The organism is Rhizobium sp. GCM10022189, assembly GCF_042656325.1.
GTDB lineage: Bacteria > Pseudomonadota > Alphaproteobacteria > Rhizobiales > Rhizobiaceae > Rhizobium.
In genome coordinates, this window is record NZ_JBHSOR010000002.1 from 635623 (window position 1) to 661515 (window position 25893).

At 62.6% G+C, this 25893-nt stretch carries 19 protein-coding genes; 12 read left to right on the forward strand and 7 right to left on the reverse strand.

Annotation, left to right across the window (positions count from 1 at the left end):
- Window positions 1-27 precede the first annotated feature (27 nt).
- Both ACFPWW_RS03420 and ACFPWW_RS03425 read right to left on the reverse strand, forming a co-directional pair.
- Window positions 28-2487: a penicillin-binding protein 1A gene (locus tag ACFPWW_RS03420; RefSeq protein ID WP_113498288.1), complete on the reverse strand. Its 2460-nt coding sequence runs from the start codon at window positions 2485-2487 to the stop codon at window positions 28-30.
- Window positions 2488-2758: 271 nt separating this feature from the next.
- Window positions 2759-4009, reverse strand: a complete 1251-nt coding sequence (locus tag ACFPWW_RS03425; protein WP_112754579.1) for an N-acetylmuramoyl-L-alanine amidase — start codon at window positions 4007-4009, stop codon at window positions 2759-2761.
- A gap of 632 nt (window positions 4010-4641) precedes the next feature.
- Here ACFPWW_RS03425 and ACFPWW_RS03430 point away from each other — a divergent pair.
- Entirely contained in the window at window positions 4642-7533 is a 2892-nt protein-coding gene (locus ACFPWW_RS03430) for an Rne/Rng family ribonuclease (RefSeq protein ID WP_112754577.1), read from the forward strand.
- A 358-nt stretch (window positions 7534-7891) separates the two neighbouring features.
- Here ACFPWW_RS03430 and ACFPWW_RS03435 read toward each other — a convergent pair whose 3' ends face one another.
- Window positions 7892-9550 (reverse strand): acyl-CoA dehydrogenase family protein, encoded by a 1659-nt coding sequence (locus ACFPWW_RS03435; protein WP_112566375.1) that lies wholly within the window; start codon window positions 9548-9550, stop codon window positions 7892-7894.
- 283 nt (window positions 9551-9833) lie between these two features.
- Here ACFPWW_RS03435 and ACFPWW_RS03440 point away from each other — a divergent pair, with 283 nt between their 5' ends.
- Genes ACFPWW_RS03440 through dprA form a run of 4 tightly spaced genes read left to right on the forward strand, consistent with a single transcriptional unit; the run spans window position 9834 to window position 13896 of the window.
- Complete coding sequence (locus tag ACFPWW_RS03440; RefSeq protein WP_112566373.1) at window positions 9834-10790, forward strand: aspartate carbamoyltransferase catalytic subunit; 957 nt, start codon at window positions 9834-9836, stop codon at window positions 10788-10790.
- Entirely contained in the window at window positions 10787-12079 is a 1293-nt protein-coding gene (locus tag ACFPWW_RS03445) for a dihydroorotase (RefSeq protein WP_377310362.1), read from the forward strand. Before ACFPWW_RS03440 ends, ACFPWW_RS03445 begins: the two co-directional genes overlap by 4 nt.
- A 51-nt stretch (window positions 12080-12130) precedes the next feature.
- Window positions 12131-12751 (forward strand): glycerol-3-phosphate 1-O-acyltransferase PlsY, encoded by a 621-nt coding sequence (gene plsY / locus ACFPWW_RS03450; protein ID WP_377310363.1) that lies wholly within the window; start codon window positions 12131-12133, stop codon window positions 12749-12751.
- Window positions 12751-13896, forward strand: coding sequence for a DNA-processing protein DprA (gene dprA, locus ACFPWW_RS03455; RefSeq protein ID WP_377310365.1), 1146 nt, complete (start codon window positions 12751-12753; stop codon window positions 13894-13896). Before plsY ends, dprA begins: the two co-directional genes overlap by 1 nt.
- On the opposite strand, the gene ACFPWW_RS03460 is transcribed toward dprA, so the two are convergent.
- Window positions 13876-14082: a hypothetical protein gene (locus tag ACFPWW_RS03460; protein WP_112566361.1), complete on the reverse strand. Its 207-nt coding sequence runs from the start codon at window positions 14080-14082 to the stop codon at window positions 13876-13878. The genes dprA and ACFPWW_RS03460 overlap by 21 nt on opposite strands.
- 257 nt (window positions 14083-14339) lie before the next feature.
- On the opposite strand from ACFPWW_RS03460, the gene topA reads away from it, so the two are divergent.
- From topA to rpmG, 5 genes are all read left to right on the forward strand, one after another.
- Window positions 14340-16997, forward strand: coding sequence for a type I DNA topoisomerase (topA, locus tag ACFPWW_RS03465; protein ID WP_112566358.1), 2658 nt, complete (start codon window positions 14340-14342; stop codon window positions 16995-16997).
- A gap of 2 nt (window positions 16998-16999) precedes the next feature.
- On the forward strand, window positions 17000-19369 hold the full coding sequence (gene rnr, locus ACFPWW_RS03470; protein WP_377310368.1) for a ribonuclease R: 2370 nt from the start codon (window positions 17000-17002) through the stop codon (window positions 19367-19369).
- Between the two features lie 117 nt (window positions 19370-19486).
- Window positions 19487-19939, forward strand: coding sequence for a DUF983 domain-containing protein (locus tag ACFPWW_RS03475; protein WP_112566353.1), 453 nt, complete (start codon window positions 19487-19489; stop codon window positions 19937-19939).
- Between the two features lie 251 nt (window positions 19940-20190).
- Window positions 20191-21375, forward strand: coding sequence for an MFS transporter (locus ACFPWW_RS03480; protein ID WP_112566350.1), 1185 nt, complete (start codon window positions 20191-20193; stop codon window positions 21373-21375).
- 93 nt (window positions 21376-21468) lie between these two features.
- The gene (gene rpmG, locus ACFPWW_RS03485) at window positions 21469-21636 is read left to right on the forward strand and encodes a 50S ribosomal protein L33 (protein ID WP_003587245.1); all 168 of its coding nucleotides are present in this window, start codon (window positions 21469-21471) and stop codon (window positions 21634-21636) included.
- Between the two features lie 764 nt (window positions 21637-22400).
- Here rpmG and ACFPWW_RS03490 read toward each other — a convergent pair.
- Both ACFPWW_RS03490 and ACFPWW_RS03495 read right to left on the reverse strand, forming a co-directional pair.
- Entirely contained in the window at window positions 22401-23774 is a 1374-nt protein-coding gene (locus ACFPWW_RS03490) for a PleD family two-component system response regulator (protein ID WP_377310371.1), read from the reverse strand.
- 17 nt (window positions 23775-23791) lie between these two features.
- Complete coding sequence (locus ACFPWW_RS03495; protein ID WP_028754034.1) at window positions 23792-24163, reverse strand: response regulator; 372 nt, start codon at window positions 24161-24163, stop codon at window positions 23792-23794.
- 133 nt (window positions 24164-24296) lie between these two features.
- Here ACFPWW_RS03495 and ACFPWW_RS03500 point away from each other — a divergent pair, with 133 nt between their 5' ends.
- Both ACFPWW_RS03500 and ACFPWW_RS03505 read left to right on the forward strand, forming a co-directional pair.
- Complete coding sequence (locus ACFPWW_RS03500) at window positions 24297-24611, forward strand: DUF3572 domain-containing protein (RefSeq protein ID WP_112566345.1); 315 nt, start codon at window positions 24297-24299, stop codon at window positions 24609-24611.
- Complete coding sequence (locus ACFPWW_RS03505; protein ID WP_377310374.1) at window positions 24566-25291, forward strand: hypothetical protein; 726 nt, start codon at window positions 24566-24568, stop codon at window positions 25289-25291. Before ACFPWW_RS03500 ends, ACFPWW_RS03505 begins: the two co-directional genes overlap by 46 nt.
- Here ACFPWW_RS03505 and ACFPWW_RS03510 read toward each other — a convergent pair.
- Window positions 25266-25853: a GNAT family N-acetyltransferase gene (locus ACFPWW_RS03510; RefSeq protein ID WP_112702981.1), complete on the reverse strand. Its 588-nt coding sequence runs from the start codon at window positions 25851-25853 to the stop codon at window positions 25266-25268. The two genes, ACFPWW_RS03505 and ACFPWW_RS03510, sit on opposite strands and share 26 nt — an antisense overlap.
- Window positions 25854-25893 lie beyond the last annotated feature (40 nt).

The window sequence follows — 25893 nt, forward strand, 5'->3', positions numbered from 1 at the left end:
GGCGGGCGCAAAGGACATCGGTTCCGGTCAGAACAGGCCGGGCGTGTTGGTCTGCACCGCCTGGTTTGCCTGCGGCGATGTGCGCAGGATTTCTTCCGGCGCCATCGTGCCGTCCATGCCGATGACGGAGAAGCTGTCGGCCGGGCCGGTGCCCGGCTTGAAGGCCTCGATGATGGTGCCCGGCTCGCCGTCGACAGCGGCCATGCCGGTCTTGCGGTTGATCGCGATCATGTTCATGCCGGCCGGGACGACGAATTTGGATTCCGGCATGTCCTTGACGGCAGCCTGCATGAATTCGTTGAAGATCGGCGCCGAGAGAACGCCGCCCGTGCCGCCGCGGCCGAGCGGGGCCGGCGTGTCGAAGCCCAGGTAGAGACCGGCCACCAGATCCGGCGTGAAGCCGACGAACCAGGCGTCCTTCTCGTCGTTGGTCGTGCCGGTCTTGCCGGCAACGTCGCGGCCGCCGAGATCGATCTTGCCGGCAGCCGTGCCGCGCTGGATGACACCCTGCATCATCGAGGTGATCTGGTAGGAGGTCATCGGATCGAGAACCTGTTCGCGGTTGTCGACGATGTTGGGTTCTTCCTGGTTCTGCCAGTCGCCGGCATTGCAGCCTTCGCAGAGACGCTCCTCATGCTTGAAGATCGTCTTGCCGTAACGGTCCTGGATGCGGTCGATCAGCGTCGGCTTGATCTGCTTGCCGCCATTGGCGATGACCGAATAGGCCGAAACCATGCGCAGCACCGTCGTTTCGCCCGAGCCGAGCGACATGGCAAGCAGCGGCGGCATCTTGTCGTAAATGCCGAAGCGCTCGGCATATTCGGCGACGATATTCATGCCGAGGTCGTTGGCGAGGCGCACCGTCATCAGGTTGCGCGAATTCTCGATGCCCGAGCGCAGCGTCGAGGGGCCGCCGACTTCGCCGCCGTAGTTTTCCGGCTTCCAGACCTGACCGCCCGAAACGATCTCGATCGGCGCATCCATGATGACCGAGGCCGGCGTATAGCCGTTGTCCATGGCGGCAGCGTAGACGAAGGGCTTGAAGGAGGAGCCCGGCTGGCGCATGGCCTGCGTGGCGCGGTTGAATTCCGACTGAGCATAGGAGAAGCCGCCGACCATGGCGAGAACGCGGCCGGTCTTCGGGTCCATGGCGACGAGGCCGCCCTGCACCTTCGGCGGCTGGCGCAGGCGGTAGGAGGTGGAACCATCACCGCCGAGGCGCTCGACGTAGACGACATCGCCCGCCGAGACGACGCCGACCGGCGACTTCGTCGTCTTGCGGTCGCCAGCGGCGGAGCGGAACGCCCATTGCATGTCCTTGGCGGCAATCGAGCCGCGCTCGCGCTCGGTTGAAACCTTGCCGCCTCCGTCCTTCGACGGCTGGAGGCCGATATCGACGCCGTCGTTGGAAACGGCGAGCACGACCGCCAGGCGCCATTCCGGCACGTCGGAGAGAGCGGGTATTTCGGCAAGCGCCGGACCCCAGTCGCCGGACGTGCTGATCTGCTTGATCGGCCCGTGGAAACCACGGCGTTCGTCGTAATTGGTCAGGCCATCCTGCAGCGCCTTGCGCGCATAGAGCTGCAGCTGCGGATCGAGCGAGGTGCGCACCGAAAGACCGCCTTCGTAAAGCGACTTCTCGCCATACTGATCGATGAGCTGGCGACGGACAGCCTCGGCGAAATAATCGGAGGCAAACAGAGAGGGGCCGCTGTTGCGGGCGGTGACGCCGAGCGGCTGCTTCTTGGCATCCTCACCGTCGCTCTGGCTCACGTAGCCGTTCTCGACCATGCGGTCGATCACCCAGTTGCGGCGTTCAAGCGCGGCATCCGGATGGCGGAAGGGATGGTAGTTGGCCGGGCCTTTCGGCAGCGATGCGAGATAGGCGGATTCGGCGATCGTCAGTTCCGTGACCGACTTGTTGAAATAGGTGAGCGCGGCGCTGCCGATGCCGTAGGAATTCAGGCCGAAGAAGATCTCGTTGAGATAGAGTTCGAGGATCTTGTCCTTGCTGTAGGCCTGCTCGATACGGAAGGAGAGGATCGCTTCCTTGATCTTGCGGTCGATCGTCTGGTCCGAGGTCAGGAGAAAGTTCTTGGCGACCTGCTGGGTGATCGTCGATGCGCCGACCGGGCGGCGGCCGGAACCGAAATTCTGGAGGTTGACGAGGATGGCGCGGCCAAGGCCGGTCAGGTCGACGCCCGGATGGTTGTAGAAATTCTTGTCTTCGGCCGAAAGGAAGGCGGCCTTCACGCGGTCGGGGATGGCCTGGATCGGCAGGAAGAGGCGCTTTTCCTTGGCATATTCGGCCATGAGCGCACCATTGCCGGCGTGAACGCGGGTCGTGACCGGCGGCGCATAGCTGTTGAGCACGGCGTAATCAGGAAGATCCTTCGCGACATTGGCAATGTAGACGGCAACAACCGCCGCAGCGCCCAGGAACAGGACACATGCTATCCCGAAGAAATATCCAAGAAGTCTAACCATATTTTCAGCTACCGGTATTTCTAATCATTAGATCGGCGCAGCCGCACAATCGCACAGATCATGTCTCATTGCACGTTGCGCGGCTTACTCCATGCGCGTTGGCGCCACAAGCCGATTTCGTCTCGCTCACCCGAAACATATAGACCGGAGTAACGGCGCGAATGTGAGCAAAATAGGGCTCGTCCCGCCACTTTCCCCTTCCCCATTGCCGGGAGGCCCGGTTTCGCGCCCGGTGTCACTTCCGGGCAACGCCCGGGGCTGGACGCCAAATCTAGCCACCATTGGCCATCAGGCTCGCACGGTAACGCTTCACCGCATCGGTCAGGAGATCGGCCATCTTCAAACGCCAGGCATCGTCGAGCAGCAGCTTTTCATCCTCGACATTGGAGAGGAAACCGAGTTCAAGCAGGATCGAGGGGACATCCGGCGCCTGCAAAACGCGGAAGCCGGCGTGACGGTGGGGATTGTTGATCGTGCCGACCTGATCCTTGAACGAGGCGAGCACGCTTTCGGCAAGCGAGATCGAGAAGGCCTGCGTCTCGCGCCGCGTCAGGTCGAGAAGGATATCGGCGACCTCGGGCGGCTCGGCGACCGTTTCCTTGCCGGCGATCTGGTCCGAGAGGTTTTCGCGCTCGGCAAGATCGGCTGCGAGCTTGTCCGAGGCCCTGTCGGAAATCGTATAGACGGTCGCGCCGCGAATATCCTTCTGCTTCAGCGTATCGGCATGCAGGGAAATGAAGAGGCCCGCATGGTTCTGCCGGGCGATCAGCACACGCTGCGACAGCGACAGAAACTCGTCGTCGTCCCGCGTCAAGAAGGCCTTGATGCCCGGCTCCTTGTTCAGGCGATCGGCGAGCGCCCTGGCGAAGGAAAGCGTCACCTGCTTTTCCTCGGTCTTCGTATCGACGCCGATGGCGCCTGTGTCGATGCCGCCGTGGCCGGCATCGACGGCAATGACGAAATCTCCGGGCGCGGCCTTCTCCGGCTGGGGAATGGCGCTCGTCGTCTCGGCCGCATCGGCCTGATCGTTCCAGGACTGGGTCTTCACCAGTTCGGCGAACTTCTGCTTGTCGATCATCTCGGCATCGAGCACCAGCCGATGACCATTGCCGTTCTCATCCGACTGGACCTTGGCAAGGGCAAGCCGGACCGGGCGCGCCGCCGTCAGCACGATGCGGGCGCTGCCTTCGTCCATGGCGCCGTAGCGGATGTCCTTGAAGAGACCGCGCGCCTCAAGATCCTTGGCCGGGAAGCCGAAGGCGGTTGCCGGCAGATCGACGACGATGCGCTCGGGATTGGCAATGTAATGGACGGAAAAACGGGGCTCGCGGTCGAAATCGATAACGATGCGGGTTCTGGCGTCGTCGCCGACGATACGTGCTCCGTAGGCCAGCAGGGGATTGCTCGCACCGGCGGCGCCGGCCGGAACGGCGCAAAGCGCCGCGAGGGCGAAAAGCCACGCCGCAAGACCCACATTTCGCCCTGCGGACAACTCCGCCGCGATCCGAAACCTCTTAAACAATAGCCCGCCACACCCTATTTATTTCTGCGATGGACCCTACACCGTGCCCGCGGACGCCCGCTAGAGGCGAGCGCACGCGCGCCGAGGCGCGAATCAGGATCGCTTATCCCCGAAAAGTTTATGCGATACGAAATCCATCAATATTATGGCACATTTGGCTTTTCCCTTGCTATTGTGACAGAGAAAACATACAACGAATTTTAGGGTAGAAGTGTTGACGGGATAGAGTCGCCGCGAGGCAGCCAGCCGGTCCCCGGACCTGGCGCCACAACCGGTAATCGTCCGCCGTCGAATGCATTTCCATCCAAGAACTGGATCCTGATCTTCCGGCTTCATGCTGGGATTTCATCGGTGGATCAGCCACCACGCTCTCAGGGAGCAAACTCATCGGACCCGAAACGGGTCTTCGTCATTGTCGATCACGCTTGGTTGTTGATGGTTTCGCAGCAGGTTTTATCTGAAGTGTACAGGCCCCGGAACGAAATGGTTCCGGCTGCGGTCTGGCTGCTGCCTTCCCCCTCTTGCCAATCGCGACTTTCATTATCCGGCGCGGCCACGGCGGACCGCATTCTTTCTGTGTCAACAGCAGTCGGGAATGCGCTCTCGCGGCCTCGCCGAGGAGCTCAGCTTACATGGCAGACAAAATGCTTATCGATGCGTCTCACGAGGAAGAGACGCGCGTCGTTGTCGTTCGCGGGAACCGCATAGAAGAATTTGACTTCGAGTCACAGCACAAGAAGCAAATCCGCGGCAACATCTATCTTGCAAAAGTAACGAGGGTCGAACCCTCGCTGCAGGCCGCCTTCGTTGACTACGGCGGCAACCGGCACGGCTTCCTGGCCTTTGCCGAAATCCATCCCGACTATTACCAGATCCCGCTTGCCGACCGTCAGGCCCTGCTTCGCGCCGAAGCCGAGGAGCACCGCCGCGACGAAGATGTCGAGCATGTCGAGACCGCCCCGCTCGTCGATCTCTCCACGCAGGACCAGCCCGATATCGGCATCGTGCCGGTGGAGCAGCCCGAGGCAGCCGCAGAAGAAGCCGTTGCCGCCGAAACGGTAGCTGCGCCCGCGCAAGAGGAAGCCCCTGCCGCCGAAGAGGCACCGGCCAAGAAGCCCCGCGCCCGCCGCAGCCGCAAGAAGGCAGCCGAGCCGGTCGCCGAAAAGGCAACCGCAGCGGAAGCATCGGTCGCCGACAATGACGACGAGGGCTCGACCGGCGGCGAGATGGCCGCAATGGTCGAAACGGACTCCATTTCCGAGGATGTTGACGTTTCCAAGCGCCGTCAGGACGACGACGATGACGACGACCATGACGACCACGGCGAAGAGGAAGTCATCGAATCCGTCGGCGCCGAAGATGCGATGGAAGAGGTTCCGGACCGCGTGCAGCGCAAGCCGCGCAAGCAGTACCGTATTCAGGAAGTCATCAAGCGCCGCCAGATCCTGCTGGTGCAGGTCGCCAAGGAAGAGCGCGGCAACAAGGGCGCGGCTCTGACCACCTATCTCTCGCTTGCCGGCCGCTATTCGGTTCTGATGCCGAACACGGCGCGCGGCGGCGGCATTTCCCGCAAGATCACCAACCCGCAGGACCGCAAGCGGCTGAAGGAAATCGCACGCATGCTCGAGGTGCCGCAGGGCATGGGCGTGATCCTGCGCACGGCCGGCGCGAACCGCACCAAGGTCGAGGTCAAGCGCGACTTCGAATATCTGATGCGCCTGTGGGAGAACGTCCGCACGCTGACGCTCGCGTCCACCGCCCCCTGCCTCGTCTACGAGGAAGGCTCGCTCATCAAGCGCTCGATCCGCGACCTCTACAACAAGGATATCGGCGAGATCATCGTTGCCGGCGAGGAAGGCTATCGTGAAGCGAAAGACTTCATGAAGATGCTGATGCCGAGCCACGCCAAGGTGGTTCAGCCCTATCGCGACATCCACCCGATCTTCTCGCGCTCCGGCATCGAGGCACAGCTTGATCGCATGCTGCAGCCGCAGGTGACGCTGAAGTCCGGCGGCTACCTGATCATGAACCAGACGGAAGCGCTGGTTTCGATCGACGTCAACTCCGGCCGTTCGACCCGCGAACACTCGATCGAGGACACGGCGCTGCAGACGAACCTGGAAGCGGCGGAAGAAATCGCCCGGCAGCTGCGCCTGCGCGACCTTGCCGGCCTCATCGTCATCGACTTCATCGACATGGAAGAAAAGCGCAACAACCGCGCTGTCGAGAAGAAGCTGAAGGAATGCCTGAAGAACGACCGCGCCCGCATCCAGGTCGGCCGCATCTCGCATTTCGGCCTTCTGGAAATGTCGCGCCAGCGTATCCGCGCCTCGGTTCTGGAATCGACGACGCAGGTCTGCTCGCATTGCGGCGGCACCGGCCACGTGCGTTCGCAGTCCTCCGTCGCGCTGCATGTGCTGCGCGGTGTCGAGGAATATCTGCTGAAGAACACCACGCACAACATCACCGTGCGCACGACGCCCGATATCGCGCTTTACCTGCTCAACCACAAGCGCCAGACGATCGTCGATTATGAAGCCCGTTTCGGCGTGGCGATCATCATCGATGCCGACGGTTCGGTCGGTGCGCAGCACTTCGCAATCGACCGCGGCGAGCCGGTCGAGAACCCGGTCAAGATCGAGAGCCTCTTCAACTTCGCAGCCATCCCCGACGACGATGACGACGATGTCGTGATCGAGCATGACGAGGAAGAAGACGAAGAACTGGACGAAAAGCCGGCCGCAGCCGAGCGCCCTGCCGCCCGCGCAGAGGGCGAAGGCGAAGGTGGCCGCAAGCGCAAGCGCCGTCGCCGCCGCCGTGGCCGCAACGGCAATGCCGAACAGCAGGTCGCCGCCGATGCCGTTTCCGACGCGGCCGACGATCACGATGAAGGCGAAGACGACGGCAGCGAAGGCGACGGCGATGCCGCCGAGGCTCCGGCCGAGGCCCGCGCCGACGGCGAGGATTCCCAGCGCCGCAAGCGCCGCCGTCGTGGCAAGCGCGGCGGCCGCCGCAACCGCGGAGAGGAAGGCGCCGAGGCGAACGCCGCTTCCGAGGGCGGCGATACTGACGAAGGCGAAGGCGACGACAGCGCAGCCGAGGAAAGCGCCGGGAGCGGCAGCGAAACCGAAGCAGTCGAAGTCGCGACGGTCGAAACCGTCGAGGCACAGCCTGCCATGGCGGCCATCGAAGGCAGCGAAAGCGTTGCCGAAGCGGTCAAGCCGGCTCGCGGCCGGGGCCGCCGCAAGGCCGCTGCCGCACCCTCGCCGGTCGAGGAACCGGTGATCGAAGCGCCGGCAGCCGAAGCCGAGCCGGAAGTGGCGGAAGCCTCCGCAGATCTTGCCACCCCTGCCCAGGAAGAAGCGCCTGCGCAGGAAGAGGCGAAGCCGGTCCGCGCCAACCGCGGATCCAACATCTCGTCTTCCGAGCCGACCGTCACTTCGACCCGCGCCGAAAGCGCGGAAACCGAAGGTGAAGGCAAGCCGAAGAAGGCAGGCTGGTGGCAACGCCGCGGCTTCTTCTGAAAGCTGATTTTCGGCGATAGGTGACATGATCCGGCTGCGGCGACGCGGCCGGATTTTTTTGTGCCGTGGACAAGGCAAGTCGCGGCGAGAAGCGCAGGCAGCCCTGCGCGGCTTTGACGCCGGAACGAATGCGACTGCCCTCCTGCCGTCCGCAGGCGCGGCTGGAAAATCAGTGCCGTGGGCGTCTTGCACGACAATGGCTGCTTCCGGCTCCCCGGCCCATGGGAGCGGAACGGGTGTGGCCGATCAGCCTGATATTGCGAGAGGGACGGGCGCGTCAGGCCCGCGGTGACGGCCGCAAGCACGCTGGCACAGATCTCATCGAGATCGTCCAGCGGCGCATCGCAGAACGCCGGTATTAGGCCGCCGGCGGATAGAGCAGATCGACGATGTAGCTTGCGTCGAAGCGGGAATCGAGCATGCCGTAGGTGGAACGCCAGCCGCCGGCAAGACGGGTCTCGATGAAGGCGTCGGCAATGCGCCCTGCCCCCAGCCGGTAGAGCTCGGCGGCACCGGCAACGAGCGCCAGCTGCTCGACGAGCAGGCGGGCAGCGCCCTCGTCCTGTTCGCAGAGCGCGATTGCGGCGCGCAGCACGTCGATCGTCTTCTTGCCGGCCGGGCCGAGATCGCGGGCAAAGCCTGCGAAAACCGTCTCGAACAGATCCTTGCCGCGGTTCAGCACGCGCAAGACATCGAGCGCCATGACATTGCCCGAACCTTCCCAGATCGCATTGACCGGGGCCTCGCGATAGTGGCGGGCGATCGGGCGTTCCTCGATGTAGCCGCTGCCACCGATGCATTCCATCGCCTCGTAGATCAGCGCCGGGGCGATCTTGCAGCACCAGTATTTGGCGACCGGCGTCATGACACGGGCATAGGCGGCATCCTCGGCATTGCCGCGGGCCTTGTCGAAGGCGTCGGCCAGACGGAAGGAGAGAGCCGTGGCGGCTGCCACGTCGAGCGCCATGTCGGCGAGCACACGCGTCATGATCGGCTGATTGACCAGCATCTTGCCGAAGACGCTGCGACCGCGCGTATGGTGCACGGCTTCGGCGAGCGAGGCGCGCATGATGCCGGAAGAGGCCAGGGCGCAGTCGAGCCGCGTCAGCGTCACCATGTCGAGAATGGTGCGAATGCCGGCATCGGGACCGCCGAGCAGGAAGCCGAACGTATCGGTGAACTCCACTTCCGACGACGCATTCGAACGGTTGCCGACCTTGTCCTTCAGGCGCTGGAACTGCAGGCCGTTGGCAGAGCCGTCTTCCAGCAGGCGCGGCACGAGAAAGCAGCCCATGCCCTCCTTGGTCTGCGCCAGCATGATGAAGGCATCGCTCATGGGTGCGGACATGAACCACTTGTGGCCGGAGAGCCGGTAGATGCCCTCGCTCACCTTTTCGGCCGCGGTCGTGTTGGCGCGCACATCCGTGCCGCCCTGTTTTTCCGTCATGCCCATGCCGATCGTCACGGCGGACTTCTGCATGGCCGGCCGATTGGAGGAGTCGTATTTGCGCGACAGGATCTTCGGCGCCCAGTCCTTCTGCACCGCCGGCGACGCCGAGAGAGCGGCGACGGATGCGCTTGTCATCGTCAGCGGGCAAAGATGGCCAGATTCGAGCTGCGCCGTCAGATAGAAGCGGGCGGCGCGAATGTGGTGGGCCTGATCCTTGGCCTCGGTATCGGCCTGCGGATCCCAGACCGAGGAATGCAGGCCCGACGCCATGGAACGGCGCATCAGCGCGTGCCAGGCGGGATGGAATTCGACGACATCGAGACGCTCGCCGCGCGGGCCGTGGGTGCGCAGCTGCGGCGTGCCCTGGTTTGCCATGCGCGCCAGTTCCTGCGCTTCCGGCGAGGTCACGAAGCGGCCCATGTTTTCCAGGTCGTCGCGGATGGCGCGCGGCAGCGCGGCGGTCAGATCGACGATCAGCGGATCGGATCGATAGGCGTTGATTCCCGACCAGAGGCTCGGCTGGTTGAGTTCGGCGAGTTTGTCTTCAGTCCGGTTTGCGGCGGTCATTGTTCGCTTCTATTTCATGAGCCCGGCAAAAGGAAACCGGAAGTTCGTGATTGGCAGAATTCTGCTCTACGGCGCCATGCGTCTTCTCAGACGCGCAAAAGACGCTGTAGCACCTTAAATTGCTGCATAATTCCATCCTTAATCGATTCCGATTTAAGGAATCATGCAGTAGCGGGATTCGACGGAAAATGCATGGGGAACATAGGCATTTGCATATAGCACGCGCTTGCCCCTTTCCCCCGCACTCTTTATAGACCCCGCGAAGACAATAAGAGGCAGGGTCATGGTCTTTTTCCCCCACCGCCACCTCATTGGCATCAAGGGCCTCACCGAGCAGGATATTACCTATCTTCTCGACAAGGCCGACGAAGCCGTCAAGATCAGCCGACAGAGAGAGAAGAAGACGTCGACCCTTCGGGGGCTGACGCAGATCAATCTCTTCTTCGAAGCCTCGACGCGCACGCAATCCTCCTTCGAACTTGCCGGCAAGCGCCTTGGCGCCGACGTGATGAACATGTCGGTCGGCAACTCTTCGGTGAAGAAGGGCGAGACGCTGATCGATACGGCGATGACGCTGAACGCGATGCGGCCCGATGTCCTTATCATCCGCCACTCCAGCGCCGGCGCTGCGGCGCTTCTTGCCCAGAAGGTCTCCTGCTCCGTCGTCAATGCCGGCGACGGCCAGCACGAGCACCCGACACAGGCCCTGCTCGACGCGCTGACGATCCGCCGCGCCAAGGGGCGGCTGTCGCGCATCATCGTGGCGATCTGCGGCGACGTGCTGCATTCGCGCGTGGCGCGCTCCAATATCCTGCTTCTGAACGCGATGGGCGCCAGGGTCCGCGTCGTCGCTCCGGCGACGCTGCTGCCCGCCGGCATCGCCGAGATGGGCGTCGAGGTCTTCCATTCGATGAAGGAAGGCCTGAAGGATGCCGACGTGGTGATGATGCTGCGGCTGCAGCGCGAGCGCATGTCCGGCGCCTTCGTGCCTTCGGTGCGCGAATATTATCATTTCTACGGCCTCGATGCGGAAACGCTGAAAGCGGCGAAGGAGGATGCGCTCGTCATGCATCCGGGACCGATGAACCGTGGCGTGGAAATCGCCTCGGAAGTGGCCGATGGCCCGCAGAGCGTCATTGCCGAACAGGTGGAAATGGGGGTCGCGGTGCGCATGGCCGTCATGGAGGCCCTGCTCGTTTCCCAGAACCAGGGTCCGCGCACAGATGGAGCGGGCGCATGAGCAATCTCGTCCTCAGGAATGTCCGTATCGTCGACCCCTCGCGCAATCTCGATGAGGTCGGCACCATTGTCGTCAAGGACGGCCTCATCGCTGCGGCCGGCAAGGATGCGCAGAACCAGGGCGTGCCGGAAGGCGCTGTCGTGCGAGACTGCACGGGCCTCGTCGCAACGCCCGGCCTCGTCGATGCCCGCGTCCATATCGGCGAACCGGGCGGCGAGCACCGCGAGACCATCGCTTCGGCAAGCCGGGCCGCGGCAGCGGGCGGCGTGACGTCGATCATCATGATGCCGGATACGCATCCCGTCATCGACGACATCGCGCTCGTCGAGTTCGTCAAGAAGACGGCGCGGGATACGGCTGTCGTCAACGTCTATCCGGCAGCGGCCATCACCAAGGGTCTTGCCGGCGAGGAGATGACGGAAATCGGCCTGCTGATGGAAGCCGGCGCCGTCGCCTTCACCGACGGGCATTCCAGCATTTCCGATACGCAGGTGCTGCGCCGGGTGATGACCTACGCACGCGAATTCGGCGCCGTCATTTCCTGCGCCACGCGTGACAGATATCTTGGCGCCAACGGCGTCATGCATGAGGGCCTGCTCGCAAGCTGGCTCGGCCTTTCGGGCATTCCGAAGGAAGCGGAGCTGATCCCGCTGGAACGCGACCTGCGCATCGCCCAGCTGACGCGCGGCAACTACCATGCGGCAATGATCTCGGTTCCGGAATCGGTCGAGGCGATCGAGCTTGCCCGCTCGCGCGGGGCGAAAGTCACCTGCGGCGTGTCGATCAACAATCTGGCGCTCAACGAGAACGATATCGGCGAGTACCGCACCTTCTTCAAGCTCTATCCGCCGCTGCGCTCCGAGGACGACCGGGTCGCGATGGTGGACGCGCTGGCCAGGGGAGCGATCGATATCATCGTTTCCTCGCACGACCCGCAGGATGTCGATACCAAGCGCCTGCCCTTCGGCGAAGCGGAGGATGGTGCCGTCGGGCTGGAAACCATGCTCGCGGCGGCCTTGCGGCTCCATCACAGCGGGCAGGTCAGCCTGATGCGGCTGATCGATGCGATGTCGACGCGCCCGGCGCAGATCTTCGGCCTCGATGCCGGCACGCTGAAGCCCGGCGCAAAGGCGGATATTGCCCTGATCGATCTCGAGGAGCCTTGGCTTGTCGCCAAGGACATGCTTCTCTCCCGCTCGAAGAACACGCCGTTCGAGGATGCGCGCTTCAGCGGCCGGGCGGTCGCGACCTATGTCGGGGGGCGGCTGGTTCACGCATTGCAGGGCTGAGGCCTGCCCTGCCCTTGCAGGCGGGCTCTCGGCAAAGGATTGGGGAACAAAATGATATCAGATCTTGTCACCTGGCAGATTACGCTGCCTCTGGCGCTTGCCGCCGCCGTCGTCGGCTACCTGCTCGGCTCCATCCCGTTCGGTCTCATCCTCACGCGCGCCGCCGGCCTTGGCGACGTTCGCAGCATCGGTTCCGGCAATATCGGCGCGACCAACGTGCTGCGCACGGGCAACAAGAAGCTTGCGGCGGCAACGCTGCTGCTCGATGCGCTGAAGGCTGCCGCGGCGGCCTGGATCATGGCCTATTTCGCCGGTGAGGAAGCGGGCATCATCGCTGGCTTCTTTGCCTTCATCGGCCATCTCTTCCCGGTCTGGATCGGCTTCAAGGGCGGCAAGGGCGTCGCCACCTATATCGGCACGCTTCTCGGCGTTGCGCCGGTCATGGTTCTGCTCTTTGCCGCCGTGTGGCTGGGGACGGCCTTCATCAGCCGCTACTCCTCGCTGTCGGCGCTGATTGCGATGCTTGTCATTCCGGTTGCATTATGGATATTGGGCGACGAAAAGGTTGCGGCGATCATGGCGATCATGACCGTCATCTCCTATTGGAAGCACAAGGCCAATATTTCCCGCCTGATGAACGGCACGGAAAGCAAGATCGGGGCTAAGGGGTAATGGACGCGCTCAGCGCAAGGCCAAAGGGAATTGCGCTCACCGACAAACAGAGGATCGCCTGGCTGCGGCTGATCCGTTCCGACAATGTCGGTCCCGCGACCTTTCGCGATCTCATCAACCATTTCGGCTCGGCGGAAGCCGCACTTGCCATGCTGCCGGACCTTTCGGCCCGCGGCGGCGCGACGCGCTCGATCCGCATCGCCACCGAAGCGGAGGCCCATCGCGAGCTCGAGGCGGCACAGCGCTTCGGCGCCCGTTTCGTTGGCATCGGCGAGCCCGACTATCCGCAGGCGCTGCGCCAGATAGACGGTGCGCCGCCGCTGCTCGCGGTCAAGGGCGATCTTTCCGTGCTCAACAGGCCGGCGGTCGGCATCGTCGGTTCGCGCAACGCTTCCATCAGCGGCGCGAAATTCGCGGCAATGATTGCCCGGGACTGCGGCCGGGCCGGTTATGCCGTCGTCTCCGGCCTGGCCCGCGGCATCGACACGGCCGCCCACCGGGCGAGCCTTGATACCGGCACCATTGCCGCATTGGCCGGCGGGCTGGACCAGCCCTACCCGCCCGAAAATGTCGGACTGCTGGAGCAGATATGGAATGGCAACGGGCTCGCCGTCAGCGAGATGCCTTTCGGCTGGGAGCCGCGCGCGCGTGACTTTCCCCGCCGCAACCGGCTGATTGCGGGCATCTCGCTCGGCGTTGCGATCGTGGAGGCGGCGGTTCGTTCCGGTTCGCTTATCACGGCGCGGATGGCCGGTGAATTCGGGCGGCTGGTCTTTGCGGTGCCAGGGTCGCCGCTCGACCCGCGCTGCCACGGCACGAACGGCCTTCTGAAAGAAGGAGCGACCATCGTCACGTCGCCCGAGGATATCGTGGAAGCGCTGGCGCCGCTTTCCCAGCCCGATCTCTTCTCGCTGCCTTCAGCCGAGGAACCGAAGCGCGAAGCCAGAATAGCGCTTCCGCCCGACGAAACGGATCGCGCGCTCGTCATCGATGCGCTCGGCCCGACGCCGGTGGAGGTCGACGACATCATCCGCCATACCGGTCTTGCGGCTTCCGCCGTCTATCTCGTCCTTCTGGAACTGGATATGGCCGGGCGGCTGCACCGCCATGCCGGCGGGCTCATCTCAATTTCCATGGCCGACTGAGCCGCCGGCGATGCGCAGCTGCAGATCTCCAGCTTCGACACAGGCCATCTCGATGAGGTAACACAGCATTTCCGCATTCTCGCGTTCGGCCACCTGGCGCAACTCGGCGAGCATCTGCCGGATGAAAGCGATGTTTTCAAGCGATGCCGAGCGATCGGCGTCTTTTCCTGCAACCTTGGGCGCCATAATTATCTCTGCGAAATCGGAGAGGGCTGCTTTGCCGCAGAGCCCGAACCACACTTCAAAAACGATAACGCAATTATCCTGAATTGCAATAGGTTCAAAATCTCGCAATGGTTGCGATGCGCAGCAAAGAGCTAAAATTAAAGCAAACCTCTTGACCGGAGCGAATTCCCTGTCCATGTCGGAGGGCCGGTATTCATGTTGCAGTGCGTGTTGCGCCTGCTTCTTCGCCGGATCGGCATCTTTTTTAGAGAATCATCATGAATGTTGTAGTGGTGGAATCGCCTGCCAAGGCAAAGACGATCAACAAGTATCTGGGTCCAGGATACAAAGTGCTCGCCTCTTTCGGCCATGTGCGCGATCTGCCTGCCAAGGACGGTTCCGTTCTTCCGGACCAGGATTTCGAAATGCTCTGGGAGGTGGACGGCGCCTCGTCCAAGCGGATCAAGGATATTGCCGACGCGGTAAAATCCTCCGATGCGCTGTTCCTGGCGACCGACCCCGATCGCGAAGGTGAAGCGATTTCCTGGCATGTTCTCGACCTTCTGAACAAGAAGCGGGTCATCAACGGCAAGCCGGTCAAGCGCGTCGTCTTCAACGCGATCACCAAGAAGGCCGTGCTCGACGCCATGGCCGATCCGCGCGATATCGACGTGCCGCTGGTCGATGCCTATCTGGCGCGCCGCGCGCTCGACTATCTCGTCGGCTTCAACCTGTCGCCGGTGCTGTGGCGCAAGCTGCCGGGCGCGCGTTCGGCCGGCCGCGTGCAGTCGGTCGCGCTGCGCCTCGTCTGCGATCGCGAATCCGAGATCGAGCGCTTCATCTCCGAAGAATACTGGAACCTTTCGGCGATCCTGAAGACGCCGCGCGGCGACGAGTTCGAGGCAAGGCTGGTTGCCGCCAACGGCAAGCGGCTGCAGCCACGCGCGATCGGCAATGGCGAGGAAGCCGGCAAGCTGAAGGCGCTCCTGGAAGGCGCGAGCTATGTCGTCGACAGCGTCGAGGCAAAGCCCGTCAAGCGCAATCCGGCCCCGCCCTTTACGACATCCACGCTGCAGCAGGCCGCCTCCTCCAAGCTCGGCTTCTCGGCCTCGCGCACCATGCAGATTGCGCAGAAGCTTTACGAGGGCGTCGATATCGGCGGCGAGACTGTCGGCCTCATCACCTATATGCGTACGGACGGCGTGCAGATGGCGCCCGAAGCGATCGACGCGGCGCGGCGCGCCATCGGCGAACAGTTCGGCGATCGCTACCTCCCGGAGAAGGCACGCTTCTATTCGACCAAGGCCAAGAACGCCCAGGAAGCGCATGAAGCAATCCGCCCGACCGACTTCAACCGCTCGCCCGACCGTGTGCGCAAGTTCCTGGATGCCGACCAGATCCGTCTCTACGACCTGATCTGGAAGCGCGGTATTGCCAGCCAGATGGCGTCGGCGGAAATCGAGCGCACGACAGCGGAGATCCTGGCCGACAATAACGGCCAGAAAGCCGGTCTGCGCGCTGTCGGTTCCGTCATCCGTTTCGACGGCTTCATCGCCGCCTATACCGACCAGAAGGAGGATGGCGAACAGAGCGACGACGCCGACGACGAGGATGGCCGCCTGCCGGAGATCAATGCGCGCGAAAACCTCGCCAAGCAGAAGATCAACTCCACGCAGCACTTTACCGAACCGCCGCCGCGTTACTCCGAAGCATCGCTCATAAAGAAGATGGAAGAGCTCGGCATCGGCCGTCCCTCCACCTATGCCGCGACGCTGGCCACGCTGCGCGACCGCGACTATGTGACGATCGACAAGCGCAAGCTCATTCCGCAGGCGAAGGGGCGTCTCGTCACGGCCTTCCTCGAGAGCTTCTTCACGAAGTATGTCGAGTACGACTTCACGGCCGATCTCGAAGAGAAGCTCGACCGAATCTCGGCCGGCGAACTGAACTGGAAGCAGGTGCTTCGCGACTTCTGGAAGGATTTCTTCTCGCAGATCGAAGACACCAAGGAGCTGCGCGTCACCAACGTTCTGGATTCGCTCAACGAAGCCCTGGCGCCGCTGGTCTTCCCGAAGCGCGAAGACGGCAGCGATCCGCGCATCTGCCAGGTCTGCGGCACCGGCAACCTGTCGCTGAAGCTCGGCAAGTACGGCGCCTTCGTCGGCTGCTCGAACTATCCGGAATGCAACTACACCCGCCAGCTCTCCTCCGAGAATGGCGGCGAGGCCGAAGGCGTTGCGCTGAACGAGCCGAAGAACCTCGGCACCGACCCGACCACGGGCGAGGAACTGACGCTGCGTTCGGGCCGTTTCGGGCCCTATATCCAGCGCGGCGACGGCAAGGATGCCAAGCGCTCCTCGTTGCCCAAGGGCTGGAAGCCCGAGGATATCGACTACGAGAAGGCGATGGCGCTGATCTCGCTGCCGCGCGATATCGGCAAACATCCGGAAACCGGCAAGATGATCTCTTCCGGGCTCGGCCGCTACGGGCCGTTCCTGCTGCATGACGGCACCTATGCCAATCTGGAAAGCATCGAAGACGTCTTTTCGGTCGGCCTCAACCGCGCCGTGACGCTGATTGCCGAAAAACAGAACAAGGCGCCGGGCGGGCGCAATCGCGGCACGCCGGCAGCCCTGAAGGAACTCGGCGATCATCCCGACGGCGGCGCGATCACCGTTCGCGACGGCCGCTACGGCCCCTATGTCAACTGGGGCAAGGTCAATGCGACGCTGCCGAAGGGCAAGGATCCGCAGGCCATTACCGTCGAGGAGGCGCTGGCGCTGATTGCGGAAAAGGCCGGCAAGGCCCCTGCCGCCAAGACCAAGGCCAGGACGGCCAAGCCGAAGGCTGCGGCCGCCGAAGCCAAGACGACGAAGACCGCCGCGAAGCCGAAGGCAACCAAGGCAAAGGCGCCGGCGAAAACGAAAAAGAGCTGAGAGTGGCGAAAGAACCGCGCGAGACTACGAGAGCCATGGGCAAGCGCCCGGGAAAATTCGGACGCGCGAGCAGGGAACCTGCGCCTGAGCCGCTGAACATCGTGCACGGCATCCTGCCGCCGCGCGAGGTCATCCTGCGGTTCATCGCCGATCATCCGCAGAAAGCCTCCAAGCGCGAGCTTGCCAAGGCCTTCGGGCTGAAGGGCGAAAGCCGTGTCGAGCTCAAGCACCTGCTGCAGGAGCTGGAGCAGGAAGGCATGCTGCAGAAGACCCGCAAGTCGCTGATCCGGCCGGGCGCCTTGCCGCCCGTCACCGTGCTTGACATCACCACGCGCGACAAGGACGGCGAACTGATCGGCCGCCCGGCCGAATGGCCCGATGACCAGGGTGTCGCGCCGGCCGTCGCCATCCGCCAGCAGTCGCCGGCAGGCCGCCAGGGCAAGGGCAAATCGCCCGTTGCCGGCCTCGGCGACCGTATCCTCGCCAAGATATTCCCGGCCGTCGACCGCGGCGGGCCTGCCTACACGGCCCGCATCATCAAGGTGATCGACAAGCGGCGTGGCGCCACCATGGGCGTCTTCAAGGACGCGCCGGGCGGCGCCGGACGCCTGCTGCCGATCGACCGGCGCGGCGAGGAAATGGTGATCGATCCCGATTACAAGGGCGAGGCCAGGGACGGCGATCTCGTCGAGGTGGAAATTGCCCGTCTCGGCCGGTTCGGCCTGCCGCGCGCCAAGGTGCTTTCGGTCATCGGTTCCGTTGCCTCGGAAAAGGCGATCTCGATGATCGCCATCCACGCGCACGGCATTCCGCATGTCTTCCCGCCCGCGGCCGTCGCAGAGGCTGACGACGCCAGGCCTGCCACCATGTCGCACCGGGAGGACTGGCGCGACATGCCGCTGATCACCATCGACCCGGCCGATGCGAAGGACCATGACGACGCCGTCTATGCCGAGGACGATCCGTCGGAGGAGAATGCCGGCGGCGTCATCGTCACCGTCGCCATTGCCGACGTCTCCTGGTATGTGCGGCCGAACTCGCCGCTCGACCGTGAAGCCCTGAAGCGCGGCAACTCGGTCTATTTCCCCGACCGTGTCGTGCCGATGCTGCCCGAGCGCATCTCCAACGATCTCTGCTCTCTGAAGGAAGGCGTCGACCGCCCTGCCCTTGCCGTGCGCATGGTCTTCTCGAAGGAGGGCCGCAAGATCGGCCACACCTTCCACCGCATCATGATGAAGAGCGCCGCCAAGCTTTCCTACCAGCAGGCGCAGGCGGCGATCGACGGCAAGCCGGACGACAAGACCGGGCCGATGCTGGAGCCGATCCTGAAGCCGCTGTGGCATGCTTACGAGACGATGAAGCGCGGTCGCGACCGGCGCCAGCCGCTCGAACTCGACATGCCCGAGCGCAAGATCCTGCTCAAACCCGACGGTACCGTCGACCGGGTCTTCGTGCCGCCGCGTCTCGATGCGCACAAGCTCATCGAAGAAATGATGATCCAGGCAAATGTCGCGGCCGCCGAGACGCTGGAGAAGAAACGCCAGCCGCTGATCTACCGCATCCACGATACGCCGACGCTTGCCAAGCAGGAGGTGCTGCGCGAATTCCTTGCCACCCTCGGCATTTCGCTTGCCAAGGGCGGCAATATGCGCGCCAACAGCTTCAACGGCATTCTCGCCAAGGCGGACGGTACGCCGCACCAGACGATGGTCAACGAAATGGTGCTGCGCTCGCAGAGCCAGGCGATCTACAGCCCTGAGAATATCGGCCATTTCGGCCTGAACCTGATGAAATACGCGCATTTCACCTCGCCGATCCGCCGTTATGCCGATCTGATCGTGCATCGTGCGCTCGTCGGCTCGCTCGGTTTCGGCGAAGGCGGCATCACGCCGGACGAAGAGGCAACGCTCGACGATATCGCGGCCGAGATCTCCACGTTCGAGCGCCGCGCCATGGCCGCCGAGCGCGAGACGGTGGACCGCCTTATCGCCCACCACCTTGCCGGCCGCATCGGACAGGAATTCGAGGGGCGCGTTTCCGGCGTTACCAAATCCGGCCTGTTTATCCTCCTGCCGGACTATGGCGCGGACGGTTTCATCCCTATATCAACGCTCGGCACCGACTATTTCATCTATGACGAGGCGCATCAGGCGCTGACGGGTGAAAAGACCGGTCTCGGCTATCGTCTCGGCGACGATGTGACGGTGCGGCTGGCAGAGGCGATACCGCTTGCGGGCGCCCTGCGTTTCGAGATGCTGAGCGAGGGACGCAAGATGCCGACGGCGGTGCGCTCCTTCCACAAGGCGGGACGGCGCGACGCGAGCCGCGCACGCAAGAAGGTTGGAACAAGGCCGCCGCGCGGGCGGCGCTGAGGCAGTTCCGGCAAAACGAGCAGCGTTTTGCCGTAATTGCATGGAGTGACAGAGAGGAAGCCTTTCCGTATTTCCAGGGAAACATGGAAAGGCCTCATCTGCGGAAAGGAAAGGCCGATGAGCACACCGACAGACGAGGTCGTGCGCTACGGGGATACGCCCGATGCCGAGCGCCCGCTCGGGCGCTCGATCATGCGCGGCATGCTGAACCGCTGTCCCGCCTGCGGCAGCGGCAGGCTGTTTCGTGCTTTCCTCAAACCGGTCGATCACTGTGCGGCCTGCGGCGAAGCGATGTACCATCAACGCGCCGACGACCTGCCGCCCTATCTCGTCATTCTCGTGCTCGGCCACGTCGTCGTCGGCGGGTTCATGCTGACGGACATGGCTTTCGTGCTGCCGGTCTGGGTGCATCTCGCCATCTGGGCGCCGATCACCGTCATCACCGCGCTCGTCTCGATCCAGCCTATCAAGGGCGGGGTCATCGGCCTGCAATGGGCCTTGAAGATGCACGGTTTCGGCGGTCACGACGATGGACCCGACGATTACGAGACACCCGGCCGACAAGCTTGAGCACCTTCACCTTCCAGACATATTTCGCGTGTAGTGGCAGCGGCCAGAGCGCCATGGCCTGTAGCCGACTATCTGCAGAGGAACGACACGCTCATCATTTCTTGTACGGGGAAAGCTCACACTCAAGACATCGCCGGCGGACGCCGGAAATATTATGAAACCCTGCCCGTCACTTGGATTTGGCATGTCTATGTCTTTCTATGTGGCACCAGACGGACGATTCGTCCGCATACTTCTCTAAGGATGGATAAATGTCTCAGCCGAGGAACGGCACACCGGGCGATGTCGAGGAAATCCATTGGCCTTCTCTGGTGGCAGCCGTCTCTTCCATTTCCGCCGTCGGCATAGCGATCGGCCTGGGACTGCCTCTCCTCAGCATCATTCTCGAAAAACGCGGCATTTCCTCCACGCTCATCGGGCTCAACACCGCCATGGCCGGCATCGCGGCGATGGCCGCCGCGCCGATCACCACCAAGCTCGCGCATAAATACGGCGTGGCGCCGACCATGATGTGGGCGGTGCTGATCTCGGCGCTCAGCGCGCTCGGCTTTTATTATGCGCAGGACTTCTGGATGTGGTTCCCGTTGCGCTTCGCCTTCCACGGTGCGACGACCACACTTTTCATCCTCTCCGAATTCTGGATCAACGCCGCCTCGCCTCCGTCCAAGCGCGGATTCGTGCTCGGCATCTACGCCACGGTCCTGTCCATCGGCTTTGCCGCGGGACCGCTGATCTTCTCGTTGCTCGGCAGTGAGGGCATCCTGCCCTTCCTGGTCGGCGCCGGCGCGATCCTGCTTGCCGCCATCCCGATCTTCATCGCCCGCTACGAAAGCCCGGTTCTGGACGAGAAGCCCGAGCTGCATTTCATGCGCTACGTCTTCCTGGTGCCGACCGCAACGGCCGCCGTGTTCATCTTCGGCGCCGTGGAGGCCGGCGGCCTGTCGCTGTTTCCGATCTTTGCCGTTCGCGCCCACTTCACCGAATCGCAGGCCGCTCTGCTGCTCACCATGATGGGTGTCGGCAACGTCATCTTCCAGATTCCGCTTGGCCTGCTCTCCGACCGCATCAGGGACAAGCGCCCGCTCCTGGTCCTGATGGCGCTGACCGGTTTCGTCGGCACGATGATGCTGCCCGTTCTCGTCAACAACTGGCTTCTGATGGCCGGCATCCTGCTTTTCTGGGGCGGCTGCGTCTCCGGCCTCTATACGGTCGGACTGAGCCATCTCGGCTCGCGCCTGACAGGTTCCGACCTCGCGGCGGCCAATGCCGCCTTCGTTTTCTGTTATGCCGTCGGCACCGTCGCAGGCCCGCAGGTGATCGGCGCCGCCATCGACGTTGCCGGAAACAACGGTTTTGCCTGGGCAATTGCCTGTTTCTTCGGGCTTTATGCCCTGCTTGCCGGCATAAGACTGCTTTTCCTCGGAAAGCGGGCTTGACTTTTCGGGTCAGATTCGTAGTTTCGCGCCAGAATTTGCCGTGGAGCCTATCCGGCTTGCCACGGCTTTCATTTTCTTAAAGGCAGGACGACCATGGCCAAGGCTACCACTATCAAGATCAAGCTTCTGTCGACGGCCGACACCGGTTTCTTCTACGTCACGACGAAGAACAGCCGTACGATGACGGACAAGATGACGAAGACCAAGTACGACCCGATTGCCAAGAAGCATGTCGAGTTCAAGGAAACCAAGATCAAGTAATCAACTGATCCTGCGGTTTTTTTAAAAAGCGCGCGCCTTCGGGTTGCGCGCTTTTTGTTTGCAACGGGCCAGCCGGCGGTTCATGTTAGCGCAAACAAGAAAAACGCCGTCCTTCCTCTCTGGGAAGTGACGGCGTTTTTTTTCGAAAGGGGGTCGGCCAGCATGCAAAACGGCACGAGGAACCGTTTAAGATTGCGTACCAGCCGACCGACCCCACGACCCAGGAGATGCGGCGGACCTGAGCATCATGGGGTATCGACAGCTCCTCCTTGGGAGCGTTTTCTGTTCTGAGCCGATAATTTGCGCAAAAATGAAAGAAAATCAACAAATTCTTAATGGTAAAATTTCCGAGTATGATTCTATGGTTAAAAGTCCAGTTTTGGTACGTGTAAAGAAGCGCCCAATTCTCTTTTACCAAAAGGACAATATTTGAAGCCCCCAAGAATCTCTCGACTATATTTGAGTAACATCGCCATCCCCTTCCCTTAGGTAAGGTGCCGGCGTTACGTTTTTTGAAATACGATTTACCCAGCCACTCTCCTTACAGAGAAATTATAGTCCGCTCTTCTTGCGACATTCACGACCTCTAGTTTTTCATGGGCTAGCGATACGTCCCATCGAAAGAAACGGGCTTTAAAGTCCATTTTTGGGCTATAGGGTTGAAAAAACGGCGCCTTCGTTGCAGCCGTCAACATTAAATATTCGTAAGGTTCGGTCACCATCGGTGGATAACCGATGGCGGCGCATTCCGGAACGCATCGCTGTCAGGCGGCCGAGGCCACGACGCGGTTGCGCCCGGTATTCTTCGCCTCATAGAGCGCAAGGTCCGCCTGCTTCATCAGCTGGTCGGGCGTTATGACGGAGGCGATGCGCGAGGATATGCCGAAAGAGGCGGTAATGTTCAGCGTCTCGCCCGACGATTTCAGCAGGAAGGGCGTGCTTTCGATTGCCGCGCGCAGGCGCTCGGCAACGGCTGCGGCGACCTCCGGCGAGGTGTCCGGCATGACGACGACAAATTCCTCGCCGCCGTAACGGCAGGCGAGATCGGCGCCACGGACGGTCGAGCGCACGCGGTTTGCGAATTCCTTCAGGATCTGGTCGCCGCCGTCATGGCCATAGGTGTCGTTGACCTGCTTGAACCGGTCGATATCGGTGATCAGAACCGAGAGCGGCCGGCCGCGGGCCATCGAACGGTTGAAGAGCACGTTGAGATGGCTGTCGAGGTACCGGCGGTTGTTGAGACCGGTCAGCGGATCGGTGACGGCAAGCTCGATCGTCTGCTTGACGCTGGCGCGCAGGCGGTCGTTGTAGCGCTTGCGGCGGATCTGCGTCAGGCTGCGGGCGACGAGCTCGTTCGGATCGACCGGGCGCACGATATAATCGTTGACGCCGAGATCGAGCGCGCGGATGACCATGTCGTCGGCCCCCTGCTCGGTGACGATCAGGATCGGCAGAAAACGGGTCCGCTCCAGCGAGCGGAACTGCGAGCAGAGCCTGAGCGGATCGTATTCGTCGAAATTGGCGTTGACGATGACGAGTTCGAAGGCGTTCTCGGCGGCTTCGAAAAGTCCGGCCTGCGGATCGGAAATGGCGGTGACGTCGGCGACCGGTTTCAGCGTCTTGATGATGCGTTCCTGCGAATTGGCGCGACTGTCGACCAGCAATACCTGGCCGGCCTCGTCGGCGCGCCCGTCGCCGGTGCGCATCAGTTCTTCCATGCCCATCGTGTGGGCGGTTTCGGCGCGCATGCGCAGCTCGTCGCTCAGCGTCTTAAGGCGCAGCAGGCTCTTGACGCGCGAGATGAGCTGCAGGTCGTTGACGGGCTTCGTCAGGAAGTCGTCGGCACCGGCCTTCAGGCCGCGCACGCGGTCTGCCGGCTGGTCGAGCGCCGTCACCATGACGACGGGAATATGGGCGGTCTTCGGATTGGCCTTCAGCCGCTCGCAGACTTCGAAGCCGTCAATGCCGGGCATCATGATGTCGAGCAGGATGAGATCGACCTGGTTGCGGTCGCAGATCGCCAGCGCCTCATGGCCGTCGGCGGCGGTCAGCACGTCGAAATACTCGGCCAGCAGCCGCGCTTCGAGCAGCTTCACATTTGCCGGAATATCATCAACAACCAGTATTCGCGCCGTCATGAATCTTTTCCGATGCCCTAGGCGTCGCCCAGATAGGTCTTGATCGTCTCAATGAATTTCGGAACGGAGATCGGCTTGGAGACATAGGCCTCGCAACCGCCCTGCCGGATCCGTTCCTCGTCGCCCTTCATGGCAAAGGCGGTGACGGCGATGACCGGGATGACATGCAGGTCGTCGTCTTCCTTCAGCCACTTGGTGACTTCGAGGCCGGAAACTTCCGGAAGCTGAATATCCATAAGAATAAGATCGGGACGGTGTTTGCGCGCAAGATCAAGCGCTTCCATGCCGTTGCGGGTCTGGATCGTGGTATAGCCCGAGGCCTCGATGAGGTCGCGAAAGAGCTTCATGTTGAGCTCGTTATCTTCTACAATCATCACCTGTTTGGGCATGACCAGCTGTCCCTACGTCCGCTCTTGAAGCCAAATGTCCCATGATAAAGACATTAGCTGACAAATGGCTCCATGAAACCGATAGTGCAAGCTACCGGTATTTGGTTGAAGAAAAGGTAACTCGACCATCGCAATGCAAAGCAACTTCAAGACTTCGAAACAACTTGCGGCAGCAGCCGATCCGCAGGAAACGGCCATCGCCGTTCTCGGATGGCTGGCCAACGATGCGGATCTCTTCGGCCGCTTCCTGGCGCTGACCGGCGTCGAACCGCGGCAGGTGCGCAATGCCGTCAACGATCCTGCCTTTCTCGCCGGCATGCTGGATTTCCTCATGAACCACGAGCCGACGGCGATCGCCTTCTGCGAGGCGACGGGTACGACGCCGGAAGCGCTGACGGCGGCATGGCGCCACTTCTCCCCGCCCGGCCTCGATTCCGGGGAATATTGATCGTGAGCGACGGCAGCGAGCTCGACATTTCTCATATCCGCCTTGGCGACAGGCCGCTCATCGTCTGCGATGTCGACGACGTGGTGCTGCAATTCATCGATCCCTTTCAGCTGTACCTCAAAAGTCTCGGGCACGAATTTCTGCCGCGTTCCTTTCGCCTTCACGGCAACATCGTCTCGCTGGCGGACGGGCTTGCGCTGGAGGACCAGCATGTCAGCCGGCTGATCCTGGAATTCTTCGCGGCCCAGGAAAGCTGGCAGACGCCGATCGATCCGGTCGTTTCGACGATCGAACGCCTGTCCGGCGATGCCGATATCCTGTTCCTCACCGCAATGCCGCCGCAGTTTTCCGCCCATCGCCGCCGCCTTCTCGACAGGATCGGCCTGGGCTTCCCGTTGCTTGCCAGCGAACAGCCGAAAGGGCCGATCGTCCACGCCCTGCATGGCGGCCGCGACCTTCCGGTCGTCTTCATCGACGATATGGCGCGCAACCTGCATTCCGTGAAGGAGCATGTGGCCGATTGCCTGCTCATCCATCTCGTGCCGGACTCCCCCGTTCACCGCTTCGCGCCAACCGCCGGCGCCGATATTGCGCGGGCAAGGGACTGGCTCCACGCCGCCGAGCTGATCGACCAGTATCTTGCGGCACATGCCATCAGCCGCGCAAATCCAGCCGCATGAGCGGCCGGCCGTCCTTGCGCCTTGCGATCGTCTCAAAACCGGCCGTATCGAAAATCGCCGTCGAACCGATGCAAAGCGTGACCGATTTCGATTGCTTCACATGGTCGATCGGACAGGCTTCCAGGAGCCGAGCGCCCTGGCTGCGGGCGTAGTCGACGGCGCCGCCGAGCAGCTTGTGGCTCAGGCCTTTTCCGCGCAATTTCGGCAGCAGGAAGAAACAGCTGACGGCCCAGATCCCGGGATCATGCGCATCGCCCTCCTCCAGCGGCCGCGAGACGGTTCGCGGCGAATTGAATTGCGGCACGTCATGGCGCGGCCCCACCTGCACCCAGGCGACAGGCTCGCCTTCGACATAAGAGAGAAGGCCCGGCGGCGGGCCGGCCGCAATGCGGCCCTGCATATGGGCCTTGCGCTCCGAGGGCTCCATCTTCGTGCGCACGGCATGGGGAAGGCGCAGCGCCACGCACCAGCAATTGTAGAAGGCGCCCTGCGGGCCGAACAGCTTTTCGAAGTCGCCCCAGCGTTCGGCCGTGACGGGTTCGAAACGAAGATCAATATCCACGGCCAAGCGCTCCTCCCTCTCTTGAGACTCGAAAGCTTAG